Here is a 23170-nt window from a genome sequence, read left to right on the forward strand (position 1 = left end):
GTGAAGGAAAAGAATTGAAAGTCATATTTGTTAGGGAAAGGGAAAATATTGATTAAGACTATGGGCTGTTACTGACTACTTAAGATAGAAAGTAGGTATCAGTATGAACAATAAAAATGCCCCTTTCCCGTACTGGATTATTATTTTGCTGATCACATTAGCGATCGCTTATTTTATCCGTCATGATGTGTTTACACCATATGAAGTACAAGGTAAATCGATGTATCCTACCTTATATGGTGGTGAAATACTAATAGTCAATAAATGGATCTATCAATTTGATGAAGTAGAATTTGGTGAAATTATTGTTTTCCATATGCATGAACCTGGAAAAAAATCGAAGGATTTTATTAAACGAGTGATTGGTTTGCCAGGGGATCATATTATCATCCAAGCCGGGAAATTAATTCGAAACGGAGAATTATTACAAGAAGATTATATTAATGAGCCAATGAATAACGATCGTCCAGTTGATATAACAATTCCGAAAGAAAAGCTATTTGTTTTAGGGGATAATCGAAATAATAGTAAGGATAGTCGAGAAATTGGCTTAGTAGATCTTCATGATGTTGTAGGTCGAGTCGAGGTTATCATATATCCTTGGGAGCGCATGAGATGCTTATCAGATGATGATGGAGCGAATTAATGGAGGAATTTTATTATGTTGTTTGATACACATACTCATCTAAACGATGTTCAATTTTCGGAAGATCAAGCAGAAGTCATACAAAGAGCAAAAGAGGAGTACGGAGTAAGTTATATATTAAATGTTGGCTATAACCGAGAAACCATCCCTACTTCACTTACCTTAGCTGAAAAATATGACTTTATCTATTCGAGTGTAGGATGGCATCCACATGATGCGGTGGACTGTACGGAAGAGGATTTAGAGTGGATTCGTTCGTTAACCAATCATCCGAAAGTGGTTGCACTGGGTGAAATAGGACTTGATTACTATTGGGATAATTCACCAAGAGATATGCAACAGGATGTATTTCGTAAACAAATTCGCATGGCACGAGAAGTAGGACTTCCTATTATTATTCATGATCGGGATGCACATGAAGATGTGGTCAAGATTTTAGCAGAAGAACATGCTGAAGAAGTTGGAGGGGTTATGCATTGTTTTAGTGGTGATCTCTCTATCATGGAGACTTGTTTAAAAATGAACTTTATGATTGGATTAGGTGGACCTGTAACATTTAAAAATGCAAAACTTCCTAAAGAAGTAGCTATTCATGTCCCAGAAGATCGTTTATTAATTGAGACAGATTGCCCTTATTTAGCTCCACACCCCTTTCGTGGTAAACGAAATGAAACGGGCTATGTTCGTCTTGTCGCCGAACAAATAGCTGAGTTAAGAGGAATTACGCTAGAGGGCTTAGCTCAAATAACGATGGATAATGCTAAACGACTTTTTAGAATCCCATAAACAGCATGACATAGATAGCTAGGAGAAAGAAAATCCCGATTGATTATCCAATGATTATGAACCTCTCCCACCCGTTGAGGTGGGAAACCTCTTGTATGAATATAGATTATATGAAATAAGGAGAGTCAGTTTCGTCCAAGAGATCTTCTAGTGTCCATCTCACCATTTTTTGTATTAGGGTAAATCGATATCACTGGGAAAGGCATTCAGTAAATAAAGTCTATGAGTAATAGAAAGAGGTTTATCTATTGAAATTAAAGAGAATAAAGGAAGTAATTGTAGTTGAAGGAAAGAATGATACGGCTACAATTAAACGGGCTGTATCAGCAGATACGATCGAAACAAGAGGATCTGCTATTAATAAGCAAATACTTGCTGAAATTGAGCGAGCACAGCATCTGCGTGGTGTTATTGTTTTTACAGATCCGGATTATGCAGGTGAACGGATTCGACGTATTATTTCTAAGCATGTTCCAGGGGTAAAACATGCTTTTATATCACAAAAACACGCTAAGGGAAAAGATAAAGTGGGTATTGAACATGCTTCTGATGAAGCGATTGTTCAAGCCTTAGAACAAGTACGTTCTCTGGAGAAGTTTGATAAAGGAGAAGCACCGATTACTTGGGAAGAATATTTAGACTGGGGCTTTGTAGGAAATGCAAATTCACGTGAGTTTCGTGAACGTGTCGCAGAGGAATTAGGAATTGGCTATGGGAATGCTAAGCAATTCTATCAACGAATAAACGTTTTATGTGTAAACCGAGAAGAATTATTACATGCAATTCAGCAAGTGAGAAAGGGTGCAAGAAATGAAGCAAAAATGGATACCTGCACAGACACGTGAAATATTAAATAAATATGGCATTACATTAAAAAAAAGCTTAGGTCAAAACTTTCTCACGGATTTGCATGTATTAGATAAAATTGTTCGTGCTGCGAATCTAACTGAAACATCTGGAGTCATTGAGATTGGACCAGGAATTGGGGCATTAACAGAACAGTTGGCTAAAGTAGCTAAAAAAGTAGTAGCTATTGAAATTGATCACCGATTAATTCCAGTTTTAAATGATTTATTTAAGGAAACAGATAATATAGAGGTTATTCATGGAGATGCCTTAAAAGTAGATTTACATCAGTTAATACAGGAACACTTTCAGGATGTCCAGTCTCTCCATGTTGTCGCTAACCTTCCTTACTATGTAACCTCGCCCTTAATCACTCGTCTTTTAGAGGGAAGATTGCCACTTAAAAATATGGTACTCATGATTCAAAAAGAGGTAGCGGATCGCCTAATCGCACATCCTGGAACCAAAGATTATGGTTCATTAAGTGTGTTTGTACAATACTTTGCTGAGCCTAGTGGAGTAGCTCGGGTTCCTAGTCATGTATTTGTTCCACGACCCAAAGTAGATTCAAGCGTCGTTAAACTTCATATTCGCGAGAAGCCGAACGTACAGGTTATCAATGAGGATTTGTTTTTCCGAGTTGTTCGCGCTGCATTTGGGCAACGTCGAAAAACATTGCTCAATACATTGCATACCCGTTTACTTTCCAATGTAAGCAAAACAGAAGTAGAAAATTTGATTACATCTGCAGGAATTGATCCGAAACGAAGAGGGGAAACATTAGATTTAAAAGAATTTGCAGCTTTAACCGAAGTGATCTATACATCTGCTAATCAATAAGATCAAGGGTCCCGTAGGTGAATTGAACATAACCAGATAGTTCTGGGAGGGATTAAAGTTGGAGTTTTTTCATCCGCGCAAAGGTAGATGTAGTTTAAGCCAAATGATCGAAGGAATCCAAGCCTATGTACGAGAAGACGAAGCTGCGGAGTATAAGGTTGTAATTGGAACCGACTCGCAAACACGGAATACTGAAACTTTATTTGTGACGGCGATTATTGTACAGCGAATCGGCCGAGGCGCATTATTTTACTATACTCGTTTTCAACATCGAGCGATTAAAGAACTGCGCTATCGGATTTATCGTGAGACAGAATACAGCTTGACTTGTGTTGAAATGTTAAAAGAGGAAGGATTTTTTCGGTTTTTTTCCAACTTTCCCATGGAAATTCACCTCGATGTCGGACAAAAAGGTGAAACAAGGAAATTGATCCAAGAAGTAGTTGGTTGGGTAACATCAGTTGGTTATACTGCTAAAATAAAACCAGATTCTTATGCAGCTAGTGCAGTAGCTGATCGATTTACCAAATAAAAATTTATTGACAAAATGATTGTCCCCTTGCTATAATACTTAAATTTGACTTACGCCCCCTCTTTATAGTATAATCTTCTATAAGTGAGGTGGTCGTAAGTCATGGGTAGAAATGCGCTATCTGAAATAAAATGTACACTAGATGGCTATATTGGGCAAAAAATTCGCCTAAAAGCCAATAGCGGAAGACGAAAGACCATTGAACGTACAGGGATTTTAGAGGAAACTTATCCGTCTGTCTTTATTGTCAAATTAGACGAAGAACAGCATGCATTTAAACGTGTCTCATATAGTTATGCTGATATTTTGACGGAATCTGTGGAGTTAACCATTCTCAATAATGATAATGAACTAGTCCCTGTCAAATATGTGAAAGAAACGTAACCAATAGAACACTGCGGTGTTCTATTTTTTTTACGAACTAGATGTAATTCTAACATAGATTAGGAACTGAATATAGTACAAGAAGTTGAACATAATAAGAACACCCTGTTAACTTCACTTGAATTAAAGGAGGGCTCTAAAAATGGCGCGTCGAAAAGGTGTCATGTCAGAAGCCTTAAAAGTCGAGTTAGCCAAGGAACTAGGATTTTATGATGTAGTTCAAAAGGAAGGCTGGGGCGGAATCAAAACTCGTGATGCCGGGAATATGGTTCGAAGAGCAATTGAGATCGCCGAAGAGCAGATGGCTAATCGTATGAATTCAAGTAAGTAACAGGGAGAAGGATGTAAAAGAGAGTGATCTTTCACATCCAAAATCACTCCGCAGCTCATTTGTTGCGGAGTGATTTATTTTTGATTGAACAAAGGGGATTGCGTTAACAATTATGATAAAATAAGATAAATTGTCTAGTTTTTTTGTACATAGATTGCTCGATGAAACAGACAGTAGAAGTTGCTTAATAGAAGAATCTTTTTAAAACAATAGAAGTTTTGTAAGGGATCAAATAGCATGTTCTTTGAGCAAAGTCAATAGCTGATAGCTATTTCGTCGAGTCGAGTAGCGCATCATCAGTAAATATATGGGATAAGAACTAGGATGCGACGATGTATGTAAAATATAAAAGAAAGGTGGGGAGCTATGTACGTATCTGAAAAAGCACCAGCTAAAATAAATTTGACTCTTGATGTATTATACAAACGTGATGATGGGTACCACGAATTAGAGATGATTATGACCACGATCGATTTAGCAGACCGTATTGATCTAGTAGATTTATCTTCAAATACCATTCAGTTGGAAAGTAGCTCAGGTCTTGTCCCTCAAGATGAAAGAAATCTTGCTTATCTGGCTGCTAAGTTATTAAAAGAGAAAACAGGAATTAAGCGGGGAGTGGCTATTCATATTTCGAAGCGAATTCCTGTAGCTGCTGGTTTAGCTGGTGGAAGTAGTGATGCAGCAGCAACCTTACGAGGTTTAAATAAATTATGGCAATTAGGCTTAAGTTTAGAAGAATTAGCGCAGATCGGAGCTGAAATAGGGTCGGACGTACCTTTTTGCGTATATCGTAATACTGCACTAGCACGAGGAAGAGGCGAAATGTTAACACCTTTACCTCCACCACCACCTTGCTGGGTAGTTTTAGCGAAACCTGTTCATGGAGTATCTACCGCTGATGTATTTCGTAATCTTCGTGTCGATCACATTGAAGAACACCCTTCAGCACAAGCGATGGCTCAAGCGATGAAAGATAAAGACTACGAAGCGATGAATAACCTATTGGGTAATGTACTTGAACCCGTCACCATGAATATGTATCCGGAAGTACAAAAAATTAAACAGAAAATGATACAATTTGGCGCAGATGGAGTATTGATGTCTGGAAGTGGTCCCACTGTATTTGGTTTGGTCAAACAAGAATATCGAGCAAGACGGATTGTTAATAGCCTTAATGGTTTTTGTCAACATGTATTTGCAGTAAGAATGTTAGGGTACCTTGATTGAAAGCAAGCAAAGTGATATATTTCCGTCAGGATATTGGATATTCGGAGGTATTTCATGGATAAATGGAAGCGAAGTGCACGTTTGGTTGATATGACAAGAATATTAATGGGAGCGCCACATAAACTGATCCCACTGACTACCTTCTCAGAGAAATATTCTTCAGCTAAGTCCTCCATTAGTGAAGATTTGGCTATTATTGAAGAGGTTCTGAGTCGCGAAGGATATGGTACATTGGAGACCTTAACTGGAGCGGCTGGAGGAGTTCGTTATATTCCTAAAATCAACATAGAACATGCCAAAAAAGTTGTCGAGCAGTTGTGTGACCACCTATCAAACCCAGAGAGAATTTTAGCGGGTGGATTCTTATATATGTCAGACTTATTAGGGGATGTTGATCTTTTAGATCAAATAGGACATATATGGGCTACGGTATTTGCGAAGGAAAAGATTGATGCGATAATGACTGTGGAAACGAAGGGAATACCGCTTGCTTATGCGGTTGCCTATTATCTTAGAGTCCCTGTCATTATCGTTCGTTATGATTACCGTGTGACAGAAGGATCAGTCGTAACAGTCAATACTGTTTCTGGATCAAGTCATAAAATTAAGCAATTATCTTTATCTAAGCGCAGTTTACAAGAAGGATCACGTGTTTTAATCATTGATGACTTTATGAAAGCCGGTGGAACGATTCAAGGCATGATTGAATTGCTTGGGGAGTTTAATGCAGAAGTTGTAGGTGTAGGTGTCATGGTTGACTCACCAGCAACTGAAAAGCTTGTCGACTCCTATGTTTCGTTGGTGAAAGTGACAGAAATCAACTCAAAACAGCGTCGGGTTTGTGTAGAGTTAGGAAACTTTTTTGATGTGGAGGGAGAAACAAATGAAGAAAATTGAAACGAAAAATGCACCACAGGCAATCGGACCTTACTCACAAGCGATTCAAGTGGGTGATTTTATTTATACTTCTGGCCAAATTCCGTTAACTCCAGAAGGAGAGCTAGTAGGCGCAGATATTGAAACGCAAACACATCAGGTATTAAAAAATATTCAAGCGGTACTAGATCAAGCAGGTTCGGACTTAACTCAGGTTATAAAAACGACTTTATTTATCAAAGATATGGATCAATTTAGTAAGATTAATCAAATTTATGGTGAGTATTTTAGTGAACATAAACCTGCTCGTTCTTGTGTAGAAGTTGCTCGGCTACCAAAAGATGTTCTCATTGAAATGGAAGTAGTTGCTTTAAAAAAGGATAAATAGAGTTGAGTATGGTGCATTCATTGATCAAATGGTTAGGTTACTTCACAAAGAAGGCTGTAAATCTCGACTTGTCTCTATTTAGGGAGTGACTTTGTAAGTCAAGAGTCATATTTATGGAGTGACTGGGAATCAGCAAAAAAACCATCCCATATACTTTTAGGATAAACTGATAAATATACAATGATGAAAAATTTTTAATTTTGTTCCATTTTTTTGCAGGAGAGAACACCACCTGTCTAGAATAGGAAAATAGAGACATCTTTGGAAATAGGTGGTGTATATAAGTGGAAATTACAGATGTTCGGCTTCGTAAAGTGAATCGAGAAGGTAGAATGCGGGCAATCGCTTCTATTACGATTGATAGCGAGTTTGTAGTCCATGATATCCGTGTGATTGATGGAAATAATGGAATGTTTGTTGCTATGCCAAGCAAGAGAACTCCAGATGGGGAATTTCGTGATATTGCTCATCCGATATCGCCAACAAGTCGTGAAAAGATCGAAGCAGCTGTTTTAGCAGAATATCATAAGACAGATGATCCCAAACCGGAGTTAAATATTTCAGGAAATACAGCAGTATAAGTTTGTATAGGGTAACCCTTTATAATTTTTTAGTCATGATTTTGATCGATTTGAATATAGAAGAAGGGACTGATACAAAAGTTGATTGATGACTTTTGTATCAGTCCCTTTTCTACAAAAAAGAATTTATTTTCATGAAAGTTGCCGACAGGAGACTCGCCAATTTATTGGCATAGAGGAATGGCGACGTTGTTCGGTATCCCCTCATAGGGGATGCTTAGAACAACAATTTTTCCTGTCTTACCTCCCTTCAAAGTGAAATTTTTCCCTTTAAGACAGCTTCAACCTTCGCTAATAAGCAAAGAGAATCATGAGGTCCAATGCCTAAATAAGCACATCAAACTCTCTTTAATATAAAACCCCCCATCAATTAGCACCCTTTTTTAGTAATATATGTAATTCTTGATTTTTAGGAATGAGAAAAAACCCACTTTGGTTTGTTTTTTATCCTAAAATAACTTTCTTAATCGTCGCAAGGAGATAATGAACTAGAGTAGTGAACAATATGGACAGAGTGAATTTTTGAATAGCGTAACTGTATACAAAAAGTGGGCTAACTCAAACATGGAGTGAAGCCCACTTTTGTTCGCTAGAAAAAAATAAGTATTTGCTGTGATATTTTGTGGAAATAAGTTCAGATGAAGGCTTATTGTAAAAAGAAATGCTTTAGGATATATTTGAAAAGGAAGTTTGCGTGGAAACGGGGGCGGGCTAAATGCAGGATTTATTTGCGGTAATATTAGCCGCTGGAAAAGGCACACGAATGAAATCGAAGAAACATAAGGTACTCCATTCTGTGTGTGGTAAACCAATGATTGATCATATTCTAGATCGTTTATCTGATTTAGGAACTGCAAAAACGATCCTTGTTGTCGGTCATCTAGCGGATGAAGTTCGAGAGCATTTAGGAGATCAAGTTATTTTTGTAGATCAAAAGCAGCAGTTGGGGACAGCTCATGCTGTTTTGCAAGCAAAGCCGGTCTTAGCAAAAGATACTGGAATCACATTGGTACTCAATGGAGATCATCCACTATTTACTACAGAAACCTTAACGGAATTGGTAGAAGAGCATAAAAAGTCGGGGGCTGCTGCAACTGTTTTAACAGCTAGGTTGGAAGATCCTACTGGATATGGCCGGATTGTGCGTCGAGAAGATAACAGTGTAGAGAGAATTGTAGAGCATAAAGATGCAACAGTTGAGGAACGGCAAATATGTGAGATTAATACAGGAACTTTCTGTTTTGATAATGAAAAGCTCTTCTCAGTCATTGAAAAGGTAAATAATAATAATGCCCAAGGTGAGTATTATCTGCCAGATGTATTAGCGTTATTACAAGAGCAAGGGGAAAAAATAGGAGCTAAAGTTATAAAAGATCACAACGAAGCAATGGGAGTCAATGACCGTATACAGTTGGCTGAAGCAGAAGCGATGATGCGTCAGCAAATTCTTAAAAAGCATATGCTAATGGGTGTAACGATCATTGACCCAGCAAACACTTATATTGAAGCAGATGTGGTTATAGGTCCTGATACAGTAATAGAACCAGGGACTTTTTTGCGAGGAAAAACGACCGTTGGTGAAGGATGTCGCATTGGACCCCATGCTGATTTGACTGATACAATTGTGAATGATTACACGTCAATTCAGTATGCTGTATTAGATTCAAGCCAAGTAGAAGATCAAGCAAAAATTGGACCGTTTACCTATATCCGTCCCGGTTCAAATATTGGTTCCCAAACTAAGGTGGGTTGTTTTGTAGATGTGAAAAAAGCTCAAATCGGTAAAGGTACCAAAATATCCCATCATGCTTATGTTGGAGATGCACAAGTAGGAGAAAATGTTAATATTGCTTGTGGTGTCGTCACAGTCAATTATGATGGTATTCAAAAACACCAAACAGTAATAAAAGATCATGCATTTATAGGTTGTAATACCAATTTGGTTGCTCCTGTAACTGTCGAAAAGGGAGCTTATATTGCCGCTGGGTCTACCATTACAGAGAATGTACCAGCAAACTCTTTAGCGATTGCAAGAGAACGGCAAGTGAACAAACTAGATTATGTGCCTAAGCTAATGCAAAAGATTAAAGACAACTTGGACAAATAAAATGGAGGCTTGTATTTCTATGTCTGATATGGTGCAAAGGCGTTTACAGGTATTTAGCTGTAATTCGAATATTAATTTGGCGAAGAGTATTTGCGATCAGATGAACATTCCACTTGGAGATGCGCAAGTAGGGAATTTTAGCGATGGGGAAATCCATATTAAATTAAATGAAAGTGTTCGTGGTTCAGATGTATATGTTATTCAGTCTACATGTGATCCAGTCAATCAACATTTGATGGAACTATTAGTCATGGTGGATGCGCTTCGTCGCGCCTCAGCTAGTACAATTAATGTAGTTATCCCTTATTATGGTTATGCTCGTCAAGATCGCAAAGCGCGTGCTAGAGATCCGATTACGGCGAAATTGGTAGCCAATCTAATTCAGACAGCAGGAGCACATCGTGTTATTACGATGGACTTACACGCTACTCAGATTCAAGGATTTTTTGACATTCCTGTTGATCATTTACTAGGAGTTCCTATTTTAGCTAGTTATTTTAAAGAAAAAGGACTTGAAGATGTGGTGGTGGTCTCACCAGACCATGGTGGAGTTGTGCGGGCTCGCCGTTTAGCAGAACGTCTAGAAGCTCCTATTGCGATTATTGATAAAAGACGTCCAGAACCCAATGTTGCTGAGGTTATGAATATTGTAGGGGATGTGCGTGGGCGTACAGCCATTATTATTGATGATATTATTGATACTGCGGGAACCATTACTTTAGCGGCTAACGCTCTTTTAGAGCAAGGAGCTAAAGAAGTATACACTTGTTGTACACATCCTGTTTTTTCAGGACCAGCTATTGAGCGTATCCGGGAAGCGAATATCAAGGAAATGGTCGTTACAGATACAATTCCATTACCCGAACACAAAAAGTTAGATAAAATTAAAGTACTTTCGGTTGCATCACTGATGAGTGAAGCTATTCTTCGAGTTCATAATGAGCAATCTGTGAGTAAACTATTTGATTAAAGGCAAGATGGACGCAGTCAAAAAGGTTGCGTCCTTTAAGCGTAATTTAACCTGTTGGAGGACGGTAAATGAAATTTATCGTGGGATTAGGTAATCCAGGGACGAAATATCAACTCACAAGGCATAACATTGGCTTTTGGGTGATTGATCAACTAAGTGAGAAATGGGGAATTCCTGTAACAAAGGAAAAATGGAAATCTCTTGTTGGTGAAGGCACGGTTCATGGTGAAAAAGTGATTTTGATGAAGCCACTTACTTTCATGAATCTATCTGGAGAAGCTGTTCGGCCTGCCTTGGATTATCTAAAGGGAAATATTGAAGATTTAGTTGTAATTTATGATGACCTAGACCTTCCTTTGGGACAGATACGACTTCGGTTAAAAGGAAGCGCGGGCGGACATAATGGGATGAAGTCGATTATTTCTCATATAGGAACACAAGAGTTTAAACGGATAAAGATTGGTATTGATCGCCCTCCTGTCAAGATATCTGTTCCTGACTATGTATTATCCCCTTTCTCAAAAGAGGAATTATCACTAGCTCAAGAAGCTGCTCAAATTTCAGCAAATGCAGTTGATGTGTGGATTTACAGCAACTTTTTAGAGGCGATGAATCGTTTTAATGTAAAGAAATAAAAAAGCATATGACATCTTTTTGCCTTCTAAGGTATGGATATTTTTTATTTGGGTCATACTATGACCGGAATAATTTGATTTAGGAGGCATATGGATGGCAATAGAATATGAGTGCCGATATTGTCATATGCACCTCGGGAGCATTGATCATTATGGCTTAACAGAGGCACAATTAGGTTTTGATCAGTTGACCCCAGAGGAACGGGAAGATATAATAACCAATGATATTACTGGTAAACAGGTCGTTCGTGTTATTTGTGAGACCTGCCAAGAAGTATTAGAAAGTTATCCAGAGCGTTCATTATTACCTTCACTATTTCATTGAGAGCAATTTGGAATATTACTTTAGTCTTGCATTTCTTTGCAAGACTCCTTTTGTCATAAATTGTAAAAACATTCTCCTTTTCTTGCATAGATTATCGAATGCTTATATTTTACGAACGATAGCTGCTATTTTGTTCAATACTAGTTTTGTCGTTTTTTCCTTGTCCAGAATACCATTTTCTGACTATATTGAAAACAGCCTTGGCTCGTACAAGCTGAGGCTTCTTTTCTATTTTATTTTTAATTAAACCTGAGGAGGAACAACGATTGGACTCTTTGAACCATCTGATTAAACAAGATCATGACTTCCAGTCGACTGTCATTGGGATCCAAAATTATTTAAAAGAACAATTAGTTGCTGGGTTAACAGGAACAGCCCGCGCTTTATATATTGCTACACTATATCAGGAGATTAAACGTCCTGTTCTTTTGGTAACTCATAATTTGAACCAAGCTCAAAAAATTACTGAAGATTTACTAGAGCTACTTCCAAAAGAACAAGTGGTACTTTATCCTGCAAATGAACTGGTAACTACCGAAATTGCGCTTGCTAGTCATGAAACTTTAGATGAAAGAATCGATGTATTATTCAAGTTATCAACAGGCTTTAGCGGTGTGCTAGTTGTACCTTTTGCAGGCTTACGCAAATTATTTCCTCCCAAAAGAATATTTGCTAGTAGCCCTATTACTTTTCAAGTAGGAAAAGAAGTTTTGATTGACCATGTAGTCAAACACTTAATTAGGATCGGTTTTGAGCGTGTAGAGATGGTAGAAAAACGAGGTGAATTTAGTGTACGTGGGGGTATAGTGGATATATTTCCAGTAACCTTTTCTGATCCTATTCGTATTGAATGGTTTGACAACGAAATTGATTCCATTCGCTATTTTTCGGTAGTTAATCAGCGATCTATTTCGAAAGTGGAGGAAGTAGTGGTACCACCAGCTCGTGAGTTGTTTGCTGAGAAAAGCTTACTGATGCAAGCAGGTTCGCGAGTGAAAGAATTACTAGAAGGTCGTCTGGCTGAAGTAAAAGATAAAGAGTTAAAGGAAAAAATAAATGAGAATATTACTTGGGAAATTGAGCAATTAAATGCAGGAGCTTTGTTTACGGGAATTTATAAATATATTTCACAGATCTATCCTGACTATCAAAGTTTAATAGACTATTTACCAAGAGATACTGTTTTGGTCTTGGATGAGCCTTCTCGTATTGCAGAAGGTGCAAAACAAATGGAACGAGAAGAAGGAGAGTGGCAGACTGCCCTTTTACAACAAGGTGAATTTCTTCCGCAGTTAAAACTATCTCTTTCTTATGATGATGTCATTTTAAAGAATCAACATCAACGTATCTATTTATCATTATTTATGCGGCAAATCCCAGGAATACAGCCACAAAATATTGTTCAATTTATTTGTCGGGGTATGCAGCAGTTTCATGGACAAATGCACGTGTTAAAAGCAGAATGGGATCGTTGGATTAAGTCGAATTATCGAGTGATATTTATCGCAAGTAGTGATGAACGCTTAGAAAGATTGGAACGTGTATTATCTGATTATGGAATGGAAGTGATCAGAGACTATTCTAATCAAGTGCTATTGCCCGGAAAGCCTGTCGCGCGAATTGGCTCTTTACAGAATGGCTTTGAAATGAATGCACTTCGTCTTGCGGTGATAACTGAAACAGAAGTTTTTACTCAAAAACAACGACGGATTCGGCGTTCAACAAAAATGGATCATGCCGAAAAGATTAAGGATTATCAAGAGCTAAAACCAGGGGATTATGTTGTACACGTTAATCATGGAATAGGTCGTTATGCTGGAATTGAGACGCTAAGTGTAGGAGGTTTGCATAAGGATTATTTGTTAATTCAATATGCTGGAAATGATAAGTTATATGTTCCAGTTGAACAGATTGACCAAGTTCAGAAATATGTGGGTAGTGAAGAGCGTACTCCAAAAGTGTATAGTTTAGGTGGCAGTGAATGGAGTAAAGTAAAAAACAAAGTTCGCTCTTCGGTTCAAGATATAGCACAAGATCTGATTGAGCTGTATGCAAAACGCCAACAAGCAAAAGGATACGCTTATTCTAAAGACACTTCTTACCAAAAAGAGTTTGAAGCCATGTTTCCTTATGAAGAAACACCTGATCAACTTCGTTCGATTTCAGAGATTAAGAAGGATATGGAACAAAGTCAACCGATGGATCGTCTATTATGTGGTGACGTAGGATATGGGAAAACCGAAGTAGCTGTTCGTGCAGCATTTAAAGCAGCGATGGAAGGAAAACAGGTAGCTGTTCTTGTGCCTACAACAATCCTAGCCCAGCAACATTATGAAACATTTAAAGAGAGATTTGCTGATTTTCCCGTATCTACTCATGTATTAAGTCGTTTTCGCTCTCGAAAAGAGCAAAAAGAAACGATTGAAGGTTTAAAGAACGGCACGGTTGATATCGTCATCGGTACACATCGTCTTCTTTCTAAAGATATTATTTTTAAAGATTTGGGATTACTAATTATTGATGAAGAGCAGCGTTTTGGTGTGAAGCATAAAGAAAGAATTAAGCAGTTAAAACACAATATCGATGTACTAACTCTGACTGCGACTCCGATTCCAAGAACATTGCATATGGCCATGATGGGGGTACGGGATTTATCTGTTATTGAAACACCACCTGAAAATCGTTTTCCAGTACAAACCTATGTCTTGGAATATTCTGGGGCATTGGTGCGCGAAGCTATCGAGCGAGAGCTGGCACGAGGTGGCCAAGTTTATTTCTTATATAATCAAGTACAAAACATCGAACAGATGGCAGAACAAATCCGAATGTTAGTCCCCGATGCTCGTGTGGCGGTAGCTCATGGGCAAATGTCAGAAAATGAACTAGAAAAAGTGATGCTAGACTTTTTAGATGGTGAGTCAGATGTTCTAGTTAGTACAACAATTATTGAAACGGGTGTAGACATTCCAAACGTAAATACGTTAATTATTTATGATGCAGATAAAATGGGCTTATCTCAATTGTATCAGTTAAGAGGGAGAGTAGGCCGTTCAAATCGTATTGCGTATGCTTACTTTACTTATCAGCGCGATAAAGTACTATCAGAGGCTGCTGAAAAACGTTTACAAGCAATTAAAGAGTTTACCGAATTGGGTTCGGGCTTTAAGATTGCGATGAGAGATTTAAGTATTCGAGGAGCCGGAAATATCTTAGGTGCTGAGCAGCATGGGCATATTGCTACAGTCGGATTTGAACTATATAGTCAAATGTTAAAAGAAGCAGTCGCTGAGTTACAAGGGAAGGAGACACAGATCGATACCAAAGAGCCACAAATTGAGCTTAAAGTAGATGCCTATCTTCCATCCGAGTATATTCAGGATGAAAAGCAAAAAATCGAGCTATATAAAAAGATTCGGGCGATTGCTACATTACAGGAAGTAAGTGAATTAGAGGAAGAAATTGAGGATCGTTTTGGTGACTTACCAGAGTCTGTACAGAGTTTGTTATTGGTAGCCAAGCTACGTGCTTATGCGATTAAGTATGGAATAGAAAGTATGGAGCAAAAAGGAACAGACATTATTATGAAATTCTATCCTGAACAAAATCAGTTCATTGATGGATCAAAATTGTTTCGGATTGCTCAGTTGTTCCCAGGGCGTGTTCGCTTTTCATCAGGCCAGCGAATAGGTGTGATTTTTAAAACAAATGGATTAAGTTCTAAATCTGCTCTAGAACTGGTAGAACAATTTTTGATACACTATGAATCAGTGCCCAAAGAGAAAGGAGCCATTAAAAATGTGGCAGTGGAATAAACGTGTGGTAACCGGGTTAGCAGCCGTGTTTTTAGGAATAACCATGGTTCTCACAGGCTGTAATACAGCCAAAACAGAAGATAAGGATAAAAAAGAAAAAACTCAGGCAGCGCCAAAGTCCATCTTGCCTTTGGATACATCAAGTAAAAAAGTAATTGGTGAGTATCAAAATGGTAAAGTAACAGAAGGAGAGCTTCATCGCTTCCTCAATTTGATGGGATTTTTGGATCCTCAGATTGATATGTTTTTAAGTTCACCACAGGCGAAAGAGCAATTAAATGGTTTAAAAGAAGATGCTCTAAAACAATATACAACGAGGCAGTATATTTTAAGTAAAGCTAAACCTGCAGATCAATATAATAAAAAAATTGAAGATGAAATGAAGAAAATTGAAGATATGATGAAGCAAAACCCAACACCCCAAGCAACAGGAAATGAAAAGGCACCGAAAAATCTCGATGAAGCTATTAAAGGTAAAGGTTTTACGAAAGATGAGTTCCGTGCATTTGTTTTAGATGATTTACGTATTGCTGATTATCTCGATGAACAGCTAAAGAAACAAGAGTATGATCATGTGAAAGTAAACCATATTTTGGTTTCCTTTACACAGAAAGATGCTCAACCTATGCCAGGTCAGCCAAACCGTTCTGAAGCAGATGCCAAAAAACGAATTGAAGAAGTGAAGAAAAAATTAGATCAAGGTGGGGATTTTGCGAAGCTGGCTAAGGAATACTCTGATGATCCCGGCTCTAAAGATAAAGCTGGCTTAGTAGAAGGCCCAGCTGATCAGTTTGTACCAGAGTTTGCTAAAGCAGCAAAAACAATTCCTTTAAATCAAATAAGTGATATTGTTAAAACCGAGTATGGATTCCATATCCTAAAAGTGACAGAACGAAAAAAACAAACAATGGATAAAGCTCCAGATCAATTTAAAGGACAACAACGTCAAAAAGTATTTACTGAAATCATGGATAAAGAAGTGAAGTTGAAATCTTTATTACCAAAAGAGCAACCTGCAAAAAAATAGAGAAGAACCAATAAAAAAACAAAGTATTTCATACTTTGTTTTTTTATATTCGCATAATATATTAGCGGCAGATTCATACTATGGGCAGATGAATTGGATAAAAATATGAGGAATCATTGATTACATTATTAGATGAAAGAGAGGCAGTTTTAGATATGAAAGCAACTGGCATCGTTCGTCGGATTGATGATCTCGGACGTGTGGTGATCCCTAAGGAGATTCGCCGAACACTTCGTATCCGGGAGGGAGATCCACTTGAGATTTTTGTTGATCGTGATGGCGAGGTTATTCTTAAAAAGTACTCACCTATAGGTGAATTAAGTGATTTTGCCCAAGAATTTGCTGAAGCCTTATATGAAAATTTACATCATGTAACTTTAATTAGCGATCGAGATCAAGTGATAGCAGTAGCAGGTACATCAAAAAAGGAATATTTAAATAAACCAATTGGTGAAGTCGTTGAAACTAGTATGGATCAACGACGATCAAAGACTGAAACAGCCACAAGTACCATTGATTTAATAAAAGGAGTACCTGAAGAGTTGCAATCTTATATAGTTGTTCCAATTAATGCGGGTGGTGACCCGATCGGATCTGTTATTTTGATTTCCAAAAAAGAAGGAAATAAAATGGGGGAACTTGAACTGAAAATCGCGAGTACGGTTGCTTCGTTTTTAGGCAAACAGATGGAACAATAAGCCATCCATAAGATGGGTTTTCTTTTATATAAACGATTTTTAAGAAATGCATAGTATCCGGTAAAAAAAAGGAACGGGACCATCCGGGTCGAGGTTTGAAAAGTTTTTTGAGCTTGATGGTTCTAAAGTCTTTGCTGACAAAAAAACCTTAATAAATTCATTAGGTCAAGTTATAGAAGGCCGGCTATTCTAAAAAGTAGTCGGCCTTCTAATATTGTTCTCAGTTTTTTATTTTCGTTCTGGATTTGCCAACCTTTCGTGCTTTTGTATAATGAGAATCAGTGCCATATTGAAAGGGGACTAAATCAGGCAGATGAAGCAATCCTTTATGAAAGGAGCAGCGATTCTTGGATTTGCTACCCTATTTTGCAAAATACTTGGAGCAATATATCGCGTTCCTTATCAAAATATAACAGGAAATGAAGGCATGTTTGTATATCAACAAGTTTATCCTTTATACAGTACACTCTTAGCGATGGCTACTGCGGGATTCCCAGTAGCGATTTCCAAGCTTGTATCTGAGCGAGTAGCAGCAGGAGATCATCAAGGAGCGAAAAGAGTATTCCATGTTTCCCTTGTCATACTCATTTTGATTGGGATCATTTTTTTTAGCGTATTATTTTTCAGTGCAAATCAACTGGCTGAATGGATGGGAAACCGTGAGCTATTAACTTTGCCGATTCAATCGGTTTCATTTGCTTTATTAATTGTACCCATTGTGGCAGCTATACGAGGCTTTTTTCAAGGCCAGCAAAATATGTTTCCAACAGCTATTTCGCAGACAATCGAACAATTTATACGGGTATGTACCATTATTTTCTTATCTTGGTATTTCATCGAATTTGGGTTTGGGATCGTCTATGCTGGGGCTGGAGCTGTGTTTGGTGCAGTAACGGGTGCTATAGCCTCGGTCGTTTTTCTCTTTGCTTTCTTATATAAAAAAGGGAAATATAAAGTAAAAGAGGAGGAGTCTAATACTTCTCCTGAAACCATCCAGAAAATTATAAAGCAAGTTCTCCTTTTATCATTGCCCATTTGTTTAGGAGCATTAGTCATTCCACTATTCTCATTGGTCGACTCTTTTACAGTTGCCAACTTATTAACCCGCCAGTTTGGGATGGATGAAGCCATTACATTAAAAGGTGTATTTGATCGTGGGCAGCCTCTTATCCAATTTGCTTCTTTTTTTGCTACAGCGATCTCTTTATCGATTGTTCCAGCAATTGCTGAAGCGAGGGCATTAAAAAATGACCAAGAAGCTTGTGAACGGGCAAAATTAGCTATTCGGATGACTTGGTTAACAGGACTACCTGCTGCAATTGGATTAAGTATTATTGCAATGCCGACCAATGTCATGTTATTTAAGGATCAACAAGGCTCAGTAGCTTTATCTATTTTGGCTTTTACAGCGCTTTTCTTAACACTTAATTTAACCTCAACAGGAATATTACAAGGGTATGGCAAGGTTTATTTACCTGTCATTTATTTGTTTATAGGTGTAGGGATCAAACTAATCGCCAATTTAATATTCATTCCGCTTTTTGATATAAGAGGTGCAGCTATGGCAACTGTCATTTCTTATGGAATATCTACCTTCCTAAATTTCCTTGCATTGAGGAAGATAGGTGTAACACTTCGTGCAAGCGGATTTCTAAAGAAACTAGGAATGGCAGTGATATGGATGTCAATGACTACCTTTGGAGCGATGTATCTTTCATTTTGGATTACTTCAGGTCTAACACTTCGTTTATCCATGACATTAACTGCACTATTTGCGGTAATGGTTGGATTCTTAAGTTTTGTTTGGGCAATATTTCGCTTTCAGGTATTAACAGTATCTGATTTAGAAAAAATACCAAAGCTAAAGAAAAAAATTGCCCCTATTTTACATAAATGGCGTTTACTTCGCTCGTAGAGGAGGAAAAAAATGAAGAGGAAAATAACTATTGTTGGTTTAGGATTTGGTGATGAAACAGCTTTGCCTATAGGAACATTAGCAGTTTTAAACCATGGCGATATGATTTGGCTACGTACAGAAAATCACCCTGTTGTAAAATGGCTTAGACAAAAAGAAATGAACTTTCATACTTTTGATCATGTTTATGAATCACTTTCTGACTTTGACTTAGTCTATCAAGAGATTGTCACCCGTTTATTAGAGCTGGCGGAAATGCATGAAAATATCGTTTATGCTGTGCCGGGACACCCAATGGTTGCAGAGCGGACAGTAAAACTACTTAAGGAGTTAGCGCCGAAACGAGAGATTGAGTTAGATATTCGTGGAGGAGGAAGCTTTCTCGATATTGCATTTGCTCGTTTAGGGATTGATCCCATTGAAGGATTTATGATGTTAGATGGCAATGATTTAAAGACTGAAATGATAAATCCTCGCTTACATATACTAATTAGCCAAGTATATGATCGATTGGTAGCATCTGATGTTAAACTAGCTTTGATGGAAATATATCCTGACGACTACGAGATAAAGGTAGTAACGGATTTAGGGATCGCTGATACCGAGATGATACGGTCCGTTCCACTGTATCAATTGGACCGACTTCATATTTTTAATGACTTGACATCTATATATATTTCTCCGGTTCGTGAGGAAAAGGTCTTATATAGGCGTTTTGACTATTTAGAAAATGTGATTGCTTTCTTACGGAGTCCAGAAGGATGCCCTTGGGATCGTAAGCAAACACATGAGACCTTACTTCCATATCTCATTGAGGAAGCCTATGAGTTTATTGAAGCTGTACATAATGACGATGTAGAAGCGATGGCGGATGAATTGGGAGATGTTTTATTACAAGTCATGCTACACTCGCAAATTGCCAAAGAAGATGGTATATTCGATATCTATGAAGTCATCAAGTGCCTTACTGAAAAGATGATACGCCGCCATCCTCATGTGTTTGGACAGGCAAGTGCAGAAACTGCTGAAGATGTTAAATACAATTGGGAAGAAATAAAAAAACAAGAGCAAGGGCAAGAGATAGGAAAGACATCTATCTTAGATGAGATTACCAAAGGTTTACCTGTTCTTTTACATGCGTATGAACAGCATAAAAAAGCGGCCAAAGTGGGATTTGATTGGGAGAAAAAAGAAGATGTCTTAATGAAAGTTGCGGAAGAGCTAGATGAACTAAGACTTGCCAAAACGAAATTCGAACAAGAAGAAGAGATTGGAGATCTCCTGTTCATTATGACTTCAGTAGCGCGAATGTATGAAGTAAATCCGGAGATTGCTCTTTTTAAGGCTACTCAGAAATTTGCCCGCCGTTTTCGTTATTTAGAAGAGAAAGCACGTCATATAGGAAAAGACATGGAAAAGATTGGGATGAATCAACTTGATGCATGGTGGGATGAAAGTAAAAGGATAGAAAAAGAGCAAAATAAGGAGTAATGCAAAAGGAGATGGAGGTAATTATCTTTTTCGTTTAAGTTTCTTTAAGAGATGATAAATATGGGAGGTATTTCCATTTTTATCACGAATTCAGTCAGAGGTGTATGAGATAGAAAGTAGTGATGATATGATGCGACTAGACAAATTTTTAAAAGTTTCTAGGCTTGTAAAGCGTCGTACACTAGCCAAGGAAGTTTGTGACCAAGGTCGGGTATTGGTAGATGGGAAACCAGCCAAAGCGGGGACAAATATCTCCGTTGGTGATGAATTAACGATTCGATTTGGACAGAAGATTGTAACAGTGCGTATTGAAAAAATTGTGGAGAATGCAAAAAAAGATGAAGCTGGACTAATGTATACTTTGCTTCGTGAAGAAAAGTTGCAATCCGATTCAGATGTTCTAAGCTTTTAATTTTGTCCATAACATGTACCAAGGAGAAGGAGGTACATGTTATGGTAGAACAAACAACACAGAAACAACATGAAGTTATTTTAAAGGATCGGAACATTTTAGAGGTAAGTGGTGTATTAAGTGTAGAGAGCTTTGATAGTGAAGAATTTTTATTACAAACAGACTGTGGATTCTTGGGAATTCGTGGACAAGAGTTACACATAAAAAATTTGGATTTGGAACAGGGATTCGTTACGATTGAAGGTCATTTCGTGGAGTTTTCTTATTTAGAGACGAGCCTTCCCCGAGCAGATAAAAGTAAAGGAATATGGAGTAGGTTATTCCGGTGACATTACAGACACAGGTATTAACCATGATGACGATGTTTGGCTCGGGGTTTCTCCTAGGAGCGATCTTAGATACATATCAAGCATTAAAGGACCGCTTTCGTCTAAAAGGATGGACTGTTTCTCTTATCGATTTATTATACTGGTTTGTGGCTACTTGGTTGGTATTTAGTTTACTGTTATGGAGTAATTGGGGACAACTTCGCTTTTATATTTTTATTGCCGTTTTGCTTGGATTGTTTGTTTATTATCAATGGTTAAGTAGATGGGTTGTCTATTTAATTGAACTAACTATATATTTGATGGAACTTTTGTTTCGTTGGATATTTCATTTGCTAAGGCTTTTGATTTGGCTTCCAGTAATTACGCTCTGTGGATGGTTAAATAGGTTATTGCAGTTGATTTGGAGACTGTTTACACTCCCGATTATTTGGTTACTTAAGCCTTTAAATTATCTTATTTCACCTGTTATTAAGAGGGCTTTTCATTTGTATAGTAGATGGAAAAAGTGGTGGCTTGATTTTAAGAAAAAGGGGTGAAATGAATGGCAGCGAAGTCTAAATCAGAAAAAGTGCTTGCTTTTCGTTCCCCTAGGTCTAAGATAATCGAAGGGAATCAAGAGTCTGCTAACCCAAAGCAAACCTTGCATCCAGCAGCACGAAGACGTAGAATGATTTGGCTTGGGTTGATGGTGTTTATACTTAGTTGGGCAGGAGTTCAATTAGTCATTCAACAATTTCGTATATGGAATAAAGAAGAAGTACTAATCCAAAAACAGAAGGAATTAGTCGTTGTGAAGCAACAGACAAACCAGCTAAAAAAAGAGGTTCAACAGTTAAATGATACGAATTTCCTGCTGGAACTGGCACATAAACTTGGCTACATCAAACCAGGGGAACAAAATTATGAAACAGAACATGAGAAGAAATAATCGAATGAGTTATATAAAATGACCTCTATTGCTGTCGAGCAGGAGGTCATTTTATATATAAGTGTTGAACTATTCTTCGCAACAAACTTTATGTAAAAAAAATATTATTAAATGCTTGACTTCGTTTATTGGTCTATATATAATAGATATTGTTCGCGGCTGAAATGAATAAAAGATAACGACGCGGGGTGGAGCAGTTGGTAGCTCGTCGGGCTCATAACCCGAAGGTCGCAGGTTCAAATCCTGTCCCCGCAACCAAAATTATGGCGGCGTAGCTCAGCTGGCTAGAGCGTACGGTTCATACCCGTGAGGTCGGGGGTTCGAGCCCCTCCGCCGCTACCAGATATGTATGTAGTTATAAGGCGAAGTACCTCCCTGGTCAAATGAGGGATGGGAAATCGCCTTTTTTTCATTTCGAAAAGGAACTTTTAGGGAATCCTGTTGGTGTTAGGGATGTTTTCCGAGAAAGTGTGGGAGTATATGTGAATGTAGTGATCAAAAAAATAAAATTTACAACAATTAATAAGACGTATACAGAGTTGGTAAGAGATTGGCGGGGGAGGCATTGTTTTGCAACACAGTATGCGAATCCAGATGGAAAACGTATTTTTTTGACCTATTATTTTGTAAAGAAAGGGTACACGATTTCCAAAGTTTTTAAACGATCAGGGGAATTTTTATACTATTACTGCGATGTCATGGAAATGCATCAAACCGGTCGCCTTCGCTATGTTATGGTAGATCTATTGCTAGATCTCATTGTTTATCCAGATGGACGGTATCATCTTATTGATGTTGATGAGTTTGCGGACTCTGTGGAAAAAGGACATTTGAAAAAAAGACAACAAGTTCATGCTCTCCGTACACTAGATCGGATGCTTCGTTTGACTACTGATAAAAACTTGATTCCTCCATTTATCCAAGAAGCAAAAATGTTTCCTTTGGTAGGAAGAGCAAGACGGTAGTATCTAAAGGAGTCACTAAATGGTAATAAGGAATCCCTTTTAGAAACGATCTCTATAAACAAACTGCAAAGTATATGGTGTTATAATCCAACCAACGATAAAATTGAAAAGTTTTG

Annotated in this window: 25 protein-coding genes and 2 tRNA genes; all 27 read left to right on the top strand. The window is 37.8% G+C overall.

Features of this window, described 5'->3' with window-relative positions; all coding sequences use genetic code 11:
* Positions 1-103: 103 nt before the first annotated feature.
* The 27 genes from lepB to DL897_RS12530 all read left to right on the top strand — a co-directional run bounded on the left by lepB (position 104) and on the right by DL897_RS12530 (position 23054).
* A complete protein-coding gene (gene lepB / locus DL897_RS12400; protein ID WP_113659470.1) occupies positions 104-646 on the top strand; it encodes a signal peptidase I in 543 nt (180 codons plus the stop codon).
* 15 nt (positions 647-661) lie between these two features.
* Positions 662-1432 (top strand): TatD family hydrolase, encoded by a 771-nt coding sequence (locus tag DL897_RS12405; RefSeq protein ID WP_113659471.1) that lies wholly within the window; start codon positions 662-664, stop codon positions 1430-1432.
* Positions 1433-1680: 248 nt separating this feature from the next.
* Positions 1681-2277: a ribonuclease M5 gene (gene rnmV, locus DL897_RS12410; RefSeq protein WP_113659472.1), complete on the top strand. Its 597-nt coding sequence runs from the start codon at positions 1681-1683 to the stop codon at positions 2275-2277.
* Positions 2243-3118, top strand: a complete 876-nt coding sequence (gene rsmA, locus DL897_RS12415; protein ID WP_113659473.1) for a 16S rRNA (adenine(1518)-N(6)/adenine(1519)-N(6))-dimethyltransferase RsmA — start codon at positions 2243-2245, stop codon at positions 3116-3118. Before rnmV ends, rsmA begins: the two co-directional genes overlap by 35 nt.
* Positions 3119-3176: 58 nt before the next feature.
* On the top strand, positions 3177-3650 hold the full coding sequence (locus tag DL897_RS12420; RefSeq protein ID WP_113659474.1) for a ribonuclease H-like YkuK family protein: 474 nt from the start codon (positions 3177-3179) through the stop codon (positions 3648-3650).
* 102 nt (positions 3651-3752) lie between these two features.
* Positions 3753-4034, top strand: coding sequence for a biofilm formation stimulator Veg (gene veg / locus DL897_RS12425; RefSeq protein WP_113659475.1), 282 nt, complete (start codon positions 3753-3755; stop codon positions 4032-4034).
* A 142-nt stretch (positions 4035-4176) separates the two neighbouring features.
* Positions 4177-4365: a small, acid-soluble spore protein, alpha/beta type gene (locus DL897_RS12430; RefSeq protein ID WP_113659476.1), complete on the top strand. Its 189-nt coding sequence runs from the start codon at positions 4177-4179 to the stop codon at positions 4363-4365.
* Positions 4366-4731: 366 nt separating this feature from the next.
* The gene (ispE, locus tag DL897_RS12435; RefSeq protein WP_113659477.1) at positions 4732-5595 is read left to right on the top strand and encodes a 4-(cytidine 5'-diphospho)-2-C-methyl-D-erythritol kinase; all 864 of its coding nucleotides are present in this window, start codon (positions 4732-4734) and stop codon (positions 5593-5595) included.
* 54 nt (positions 5596-5649) lie between these two features.
* Positions 5650-6492 carry a pur operon repressor gene (gene purR, locus DL897_RS12440; protein WP_113659478.1) on the top strand — a complete coding sequence of 281 codons (843 nt, stop codon included), beginning with the start codon at positions 5650-5652 and terminating at the stop codon, positions 6490-6492.
* Positions 6479-6859, top strand: coding sequence for a RidA family protein (locus DL897_RS12445; protein WP_113659479.1), 381 nt, complete (start codon positions 6479-6481; stop codon positions 6857-6859). The genes purR and DL897_RS12445 overlap by 14 nt, the downstream gene beginning before the upstream one ends.
* A 284-nt stretch (positions 6860-7143) precedes the next feature.
* The gene (gene spoVG, locus DL897_RS12450; protein ID WP_113659480.1) at positions 7144-7440 is read left to right on the top strand and encodes a septation regulator SpoVG; all 297 of its coding nucleotides are present in this window, start codon (positions 7144-7146) and stop codon (positions 7438-7440) included.
* 715 nt (positions 7441-8155) lie between these two features.
* Positions 8156-9547 carry a bifunctional UDP-N-acetylglucosamine diphosphorylase/glucosamine-1-phosphate N-acetyltransferase GlmU gene (gene glmU, locus DL897_RS12455; RefSeq protein ID WP_113659481.1) on the top strand — a complete coding sequence of 464 codons (1392 nt, stop codon included), beginning with the start codon at positions 8156-8158 and terminating at the stop codon, positions 9545-9547.
* A 19-nt stretch (positions 9548-9566) separates the two neighbouring features.
* Positions 9567-10517: a ribose-phosphate diphosphokinase gene (locus tag DL897_RS12460; RefSeq protein WP_113659482.1), complete on the top strand. Its 951-nt coding sequence runs from the start codon at positions 9567-9569 to the stop codon at positions 10515-10517.
* A 68-nt stretch (positions 10518-10585) separates the two neighbouring features.
* Positions 10586-11152, top strand: a complete 567-nt coding sequence (gene pth, locus DL897_RS12465; RefSeq protein ID WP_113659483.1) for an aminoacyl-tRNA hydrolase — start codon at positions 10586-10588, stop codon at positions 11150-11152.
* A gap of 94 nt (positions 11153-11246) precedes the next feature.
* Positions 11247-11477, top strand: coding sequence for an anti-sigma-F factor Fin (locus DL897_RS12470; RefSeq protein WP_113659484.1), 231 nt, complete (start codon positions 11247-11249; stop codon positions 11475-11477).
* A gap of 266 nt (positions 11478-11743) precedes the next feature.
* Positions 11744-15289 carry a transcription-repair coupling factor gene (mfd, locus tag DL897_RS12475; RefSeq protein ID WP_113659485.1) on the top strand — a complete coding sequence of 1182 codons (3546 nt, stop codon included), beginning with the start codon at positions 11744-11746 and terminating at the stop codon, positions 15287-15289.
* Positions 15273-16316, top strand: coding sequence for a peptidylprolyl isomerase (locus tag DL897_RS12480; RefSeq protein ID WP_168188784.1), 1044 nt, complete (start codon positions 15273-15275; stop codon positions 16314-16316). Before mfd ends, DL897_RS12480 begins: the two co-directional genes overlap by 17 nt.
* 155 nt (positions 16317-16471) lie before the next feature.
* Complete coding sequence (spoVT, locus tag DL897_RS12485) at positions 16472-17014, top strand: stage V sporulation protein T (RefSeq protein ID WP_113659608.1); 543 nt, start codon at positions 16472-16474, stop codon at positions 17012-17014.
* 313 nt (positions 17015-17327) lie between these two features.
* Complete coding sequence (locus tag DL897_RS12490) at positions 17328-18929, top strand: putative polysaccharide biosynthesis protein (protein ID WP_113659487.1); 1602 nt, start codon at positions 17328-17330, stop codon at positions 18927-18929.
* Positions 18930-18941: 12 nt separating this feature from the next.
* Positions 18942-20420, top strand: a complete 1479-nt coding sequence (gene yabN, locus DL897_RS12495; RefSeq protein WP_113659488.1) for a bifunctional methyltransferase/pyrophosphohydrolase YabN — start codon at positions 18942-18944, stop codon at positions 20418-20420.
* A 130-nt stretch (positions 20421-20550) separates the two neighbouring features.
* Positions 20551-20832 carry an RNA-binding S4 domain-containing protein gene (locus DL897_RS12500; protein WP_240627427.1) on the top strand — a complete coding sequence of 94 codons (282 nt, stop codon included), beginning with the start codon at positions 20551-20553 and terminating at the stop codon, positions 20830-20832.
* 41 nt (positions 20833-20873) lie between these two features.
* A complete protein-coding gene (yabP, locus tag DL897_RS12505; protein WP_113659489.1) occupies positions 20874-21161 on the top strand; it encodes a sporulation protein YabP in 288 nt (95 codons plus the stop codon).
* Positions 21158-21697, top strand: a complete 540-nt coding sequence (gene yabQ, locus DL897_RS12510; protein WP_113659490.1) for a spore cortex biosynthesis protein YabQ — start codon at positions 21158-21160, stop codon at positions 21695-21697. Before yabP ends, yabQ begins: the two co-directional genes overlap by 4 nt.
* 5 nt (positions 21698-21702) lie before the next feature.
* Positions 21703-22089: an FtsB family cell division protein gene (locus DL897_RS12515; protein WP_113659491.1), complete on the top strand. Its 387-nt coding sequence runs from the start codon at positions 21703-21705 to the stop codon at positions 22087-22089.
* Positions 22090-22271: 182 nt separating this feature from the next.
* A tRNA-Met gene (locus DL897_RS12520) sits at positions 22272-22347 on the top strand.
* A gap of 7 nt (positions 22348-22354) precedes the next feature.
* Positions 22355-22431: transfer RNA gene (locus tag DL897_RS12525), tRNA-Met, on the top strand.
* Positions 22432-22571: 140 nt separating this feature from the next.
* Positions 22572-23054, top strand: coding sequence for a ribonuclease FAU-1 family protein (locus DL897_RS12530; protein ID WP_168188785.1), 483 nt, complete (start codon positions 22572-22574; stop codon positions 23052-23054).
* Positions 23055-23170 lie beyond the last annotated feature (116 nt).

This window comes from Thermoflavimicrobium daqui, assembly GCF_003313465.1.
GTDB lineage: Bacteria > Bacillota > Bacilli > Thermoactinomycetales > Thermoactinomycetaceae > Thermoflavimicrobium > Thermoflavimicrobium daqui.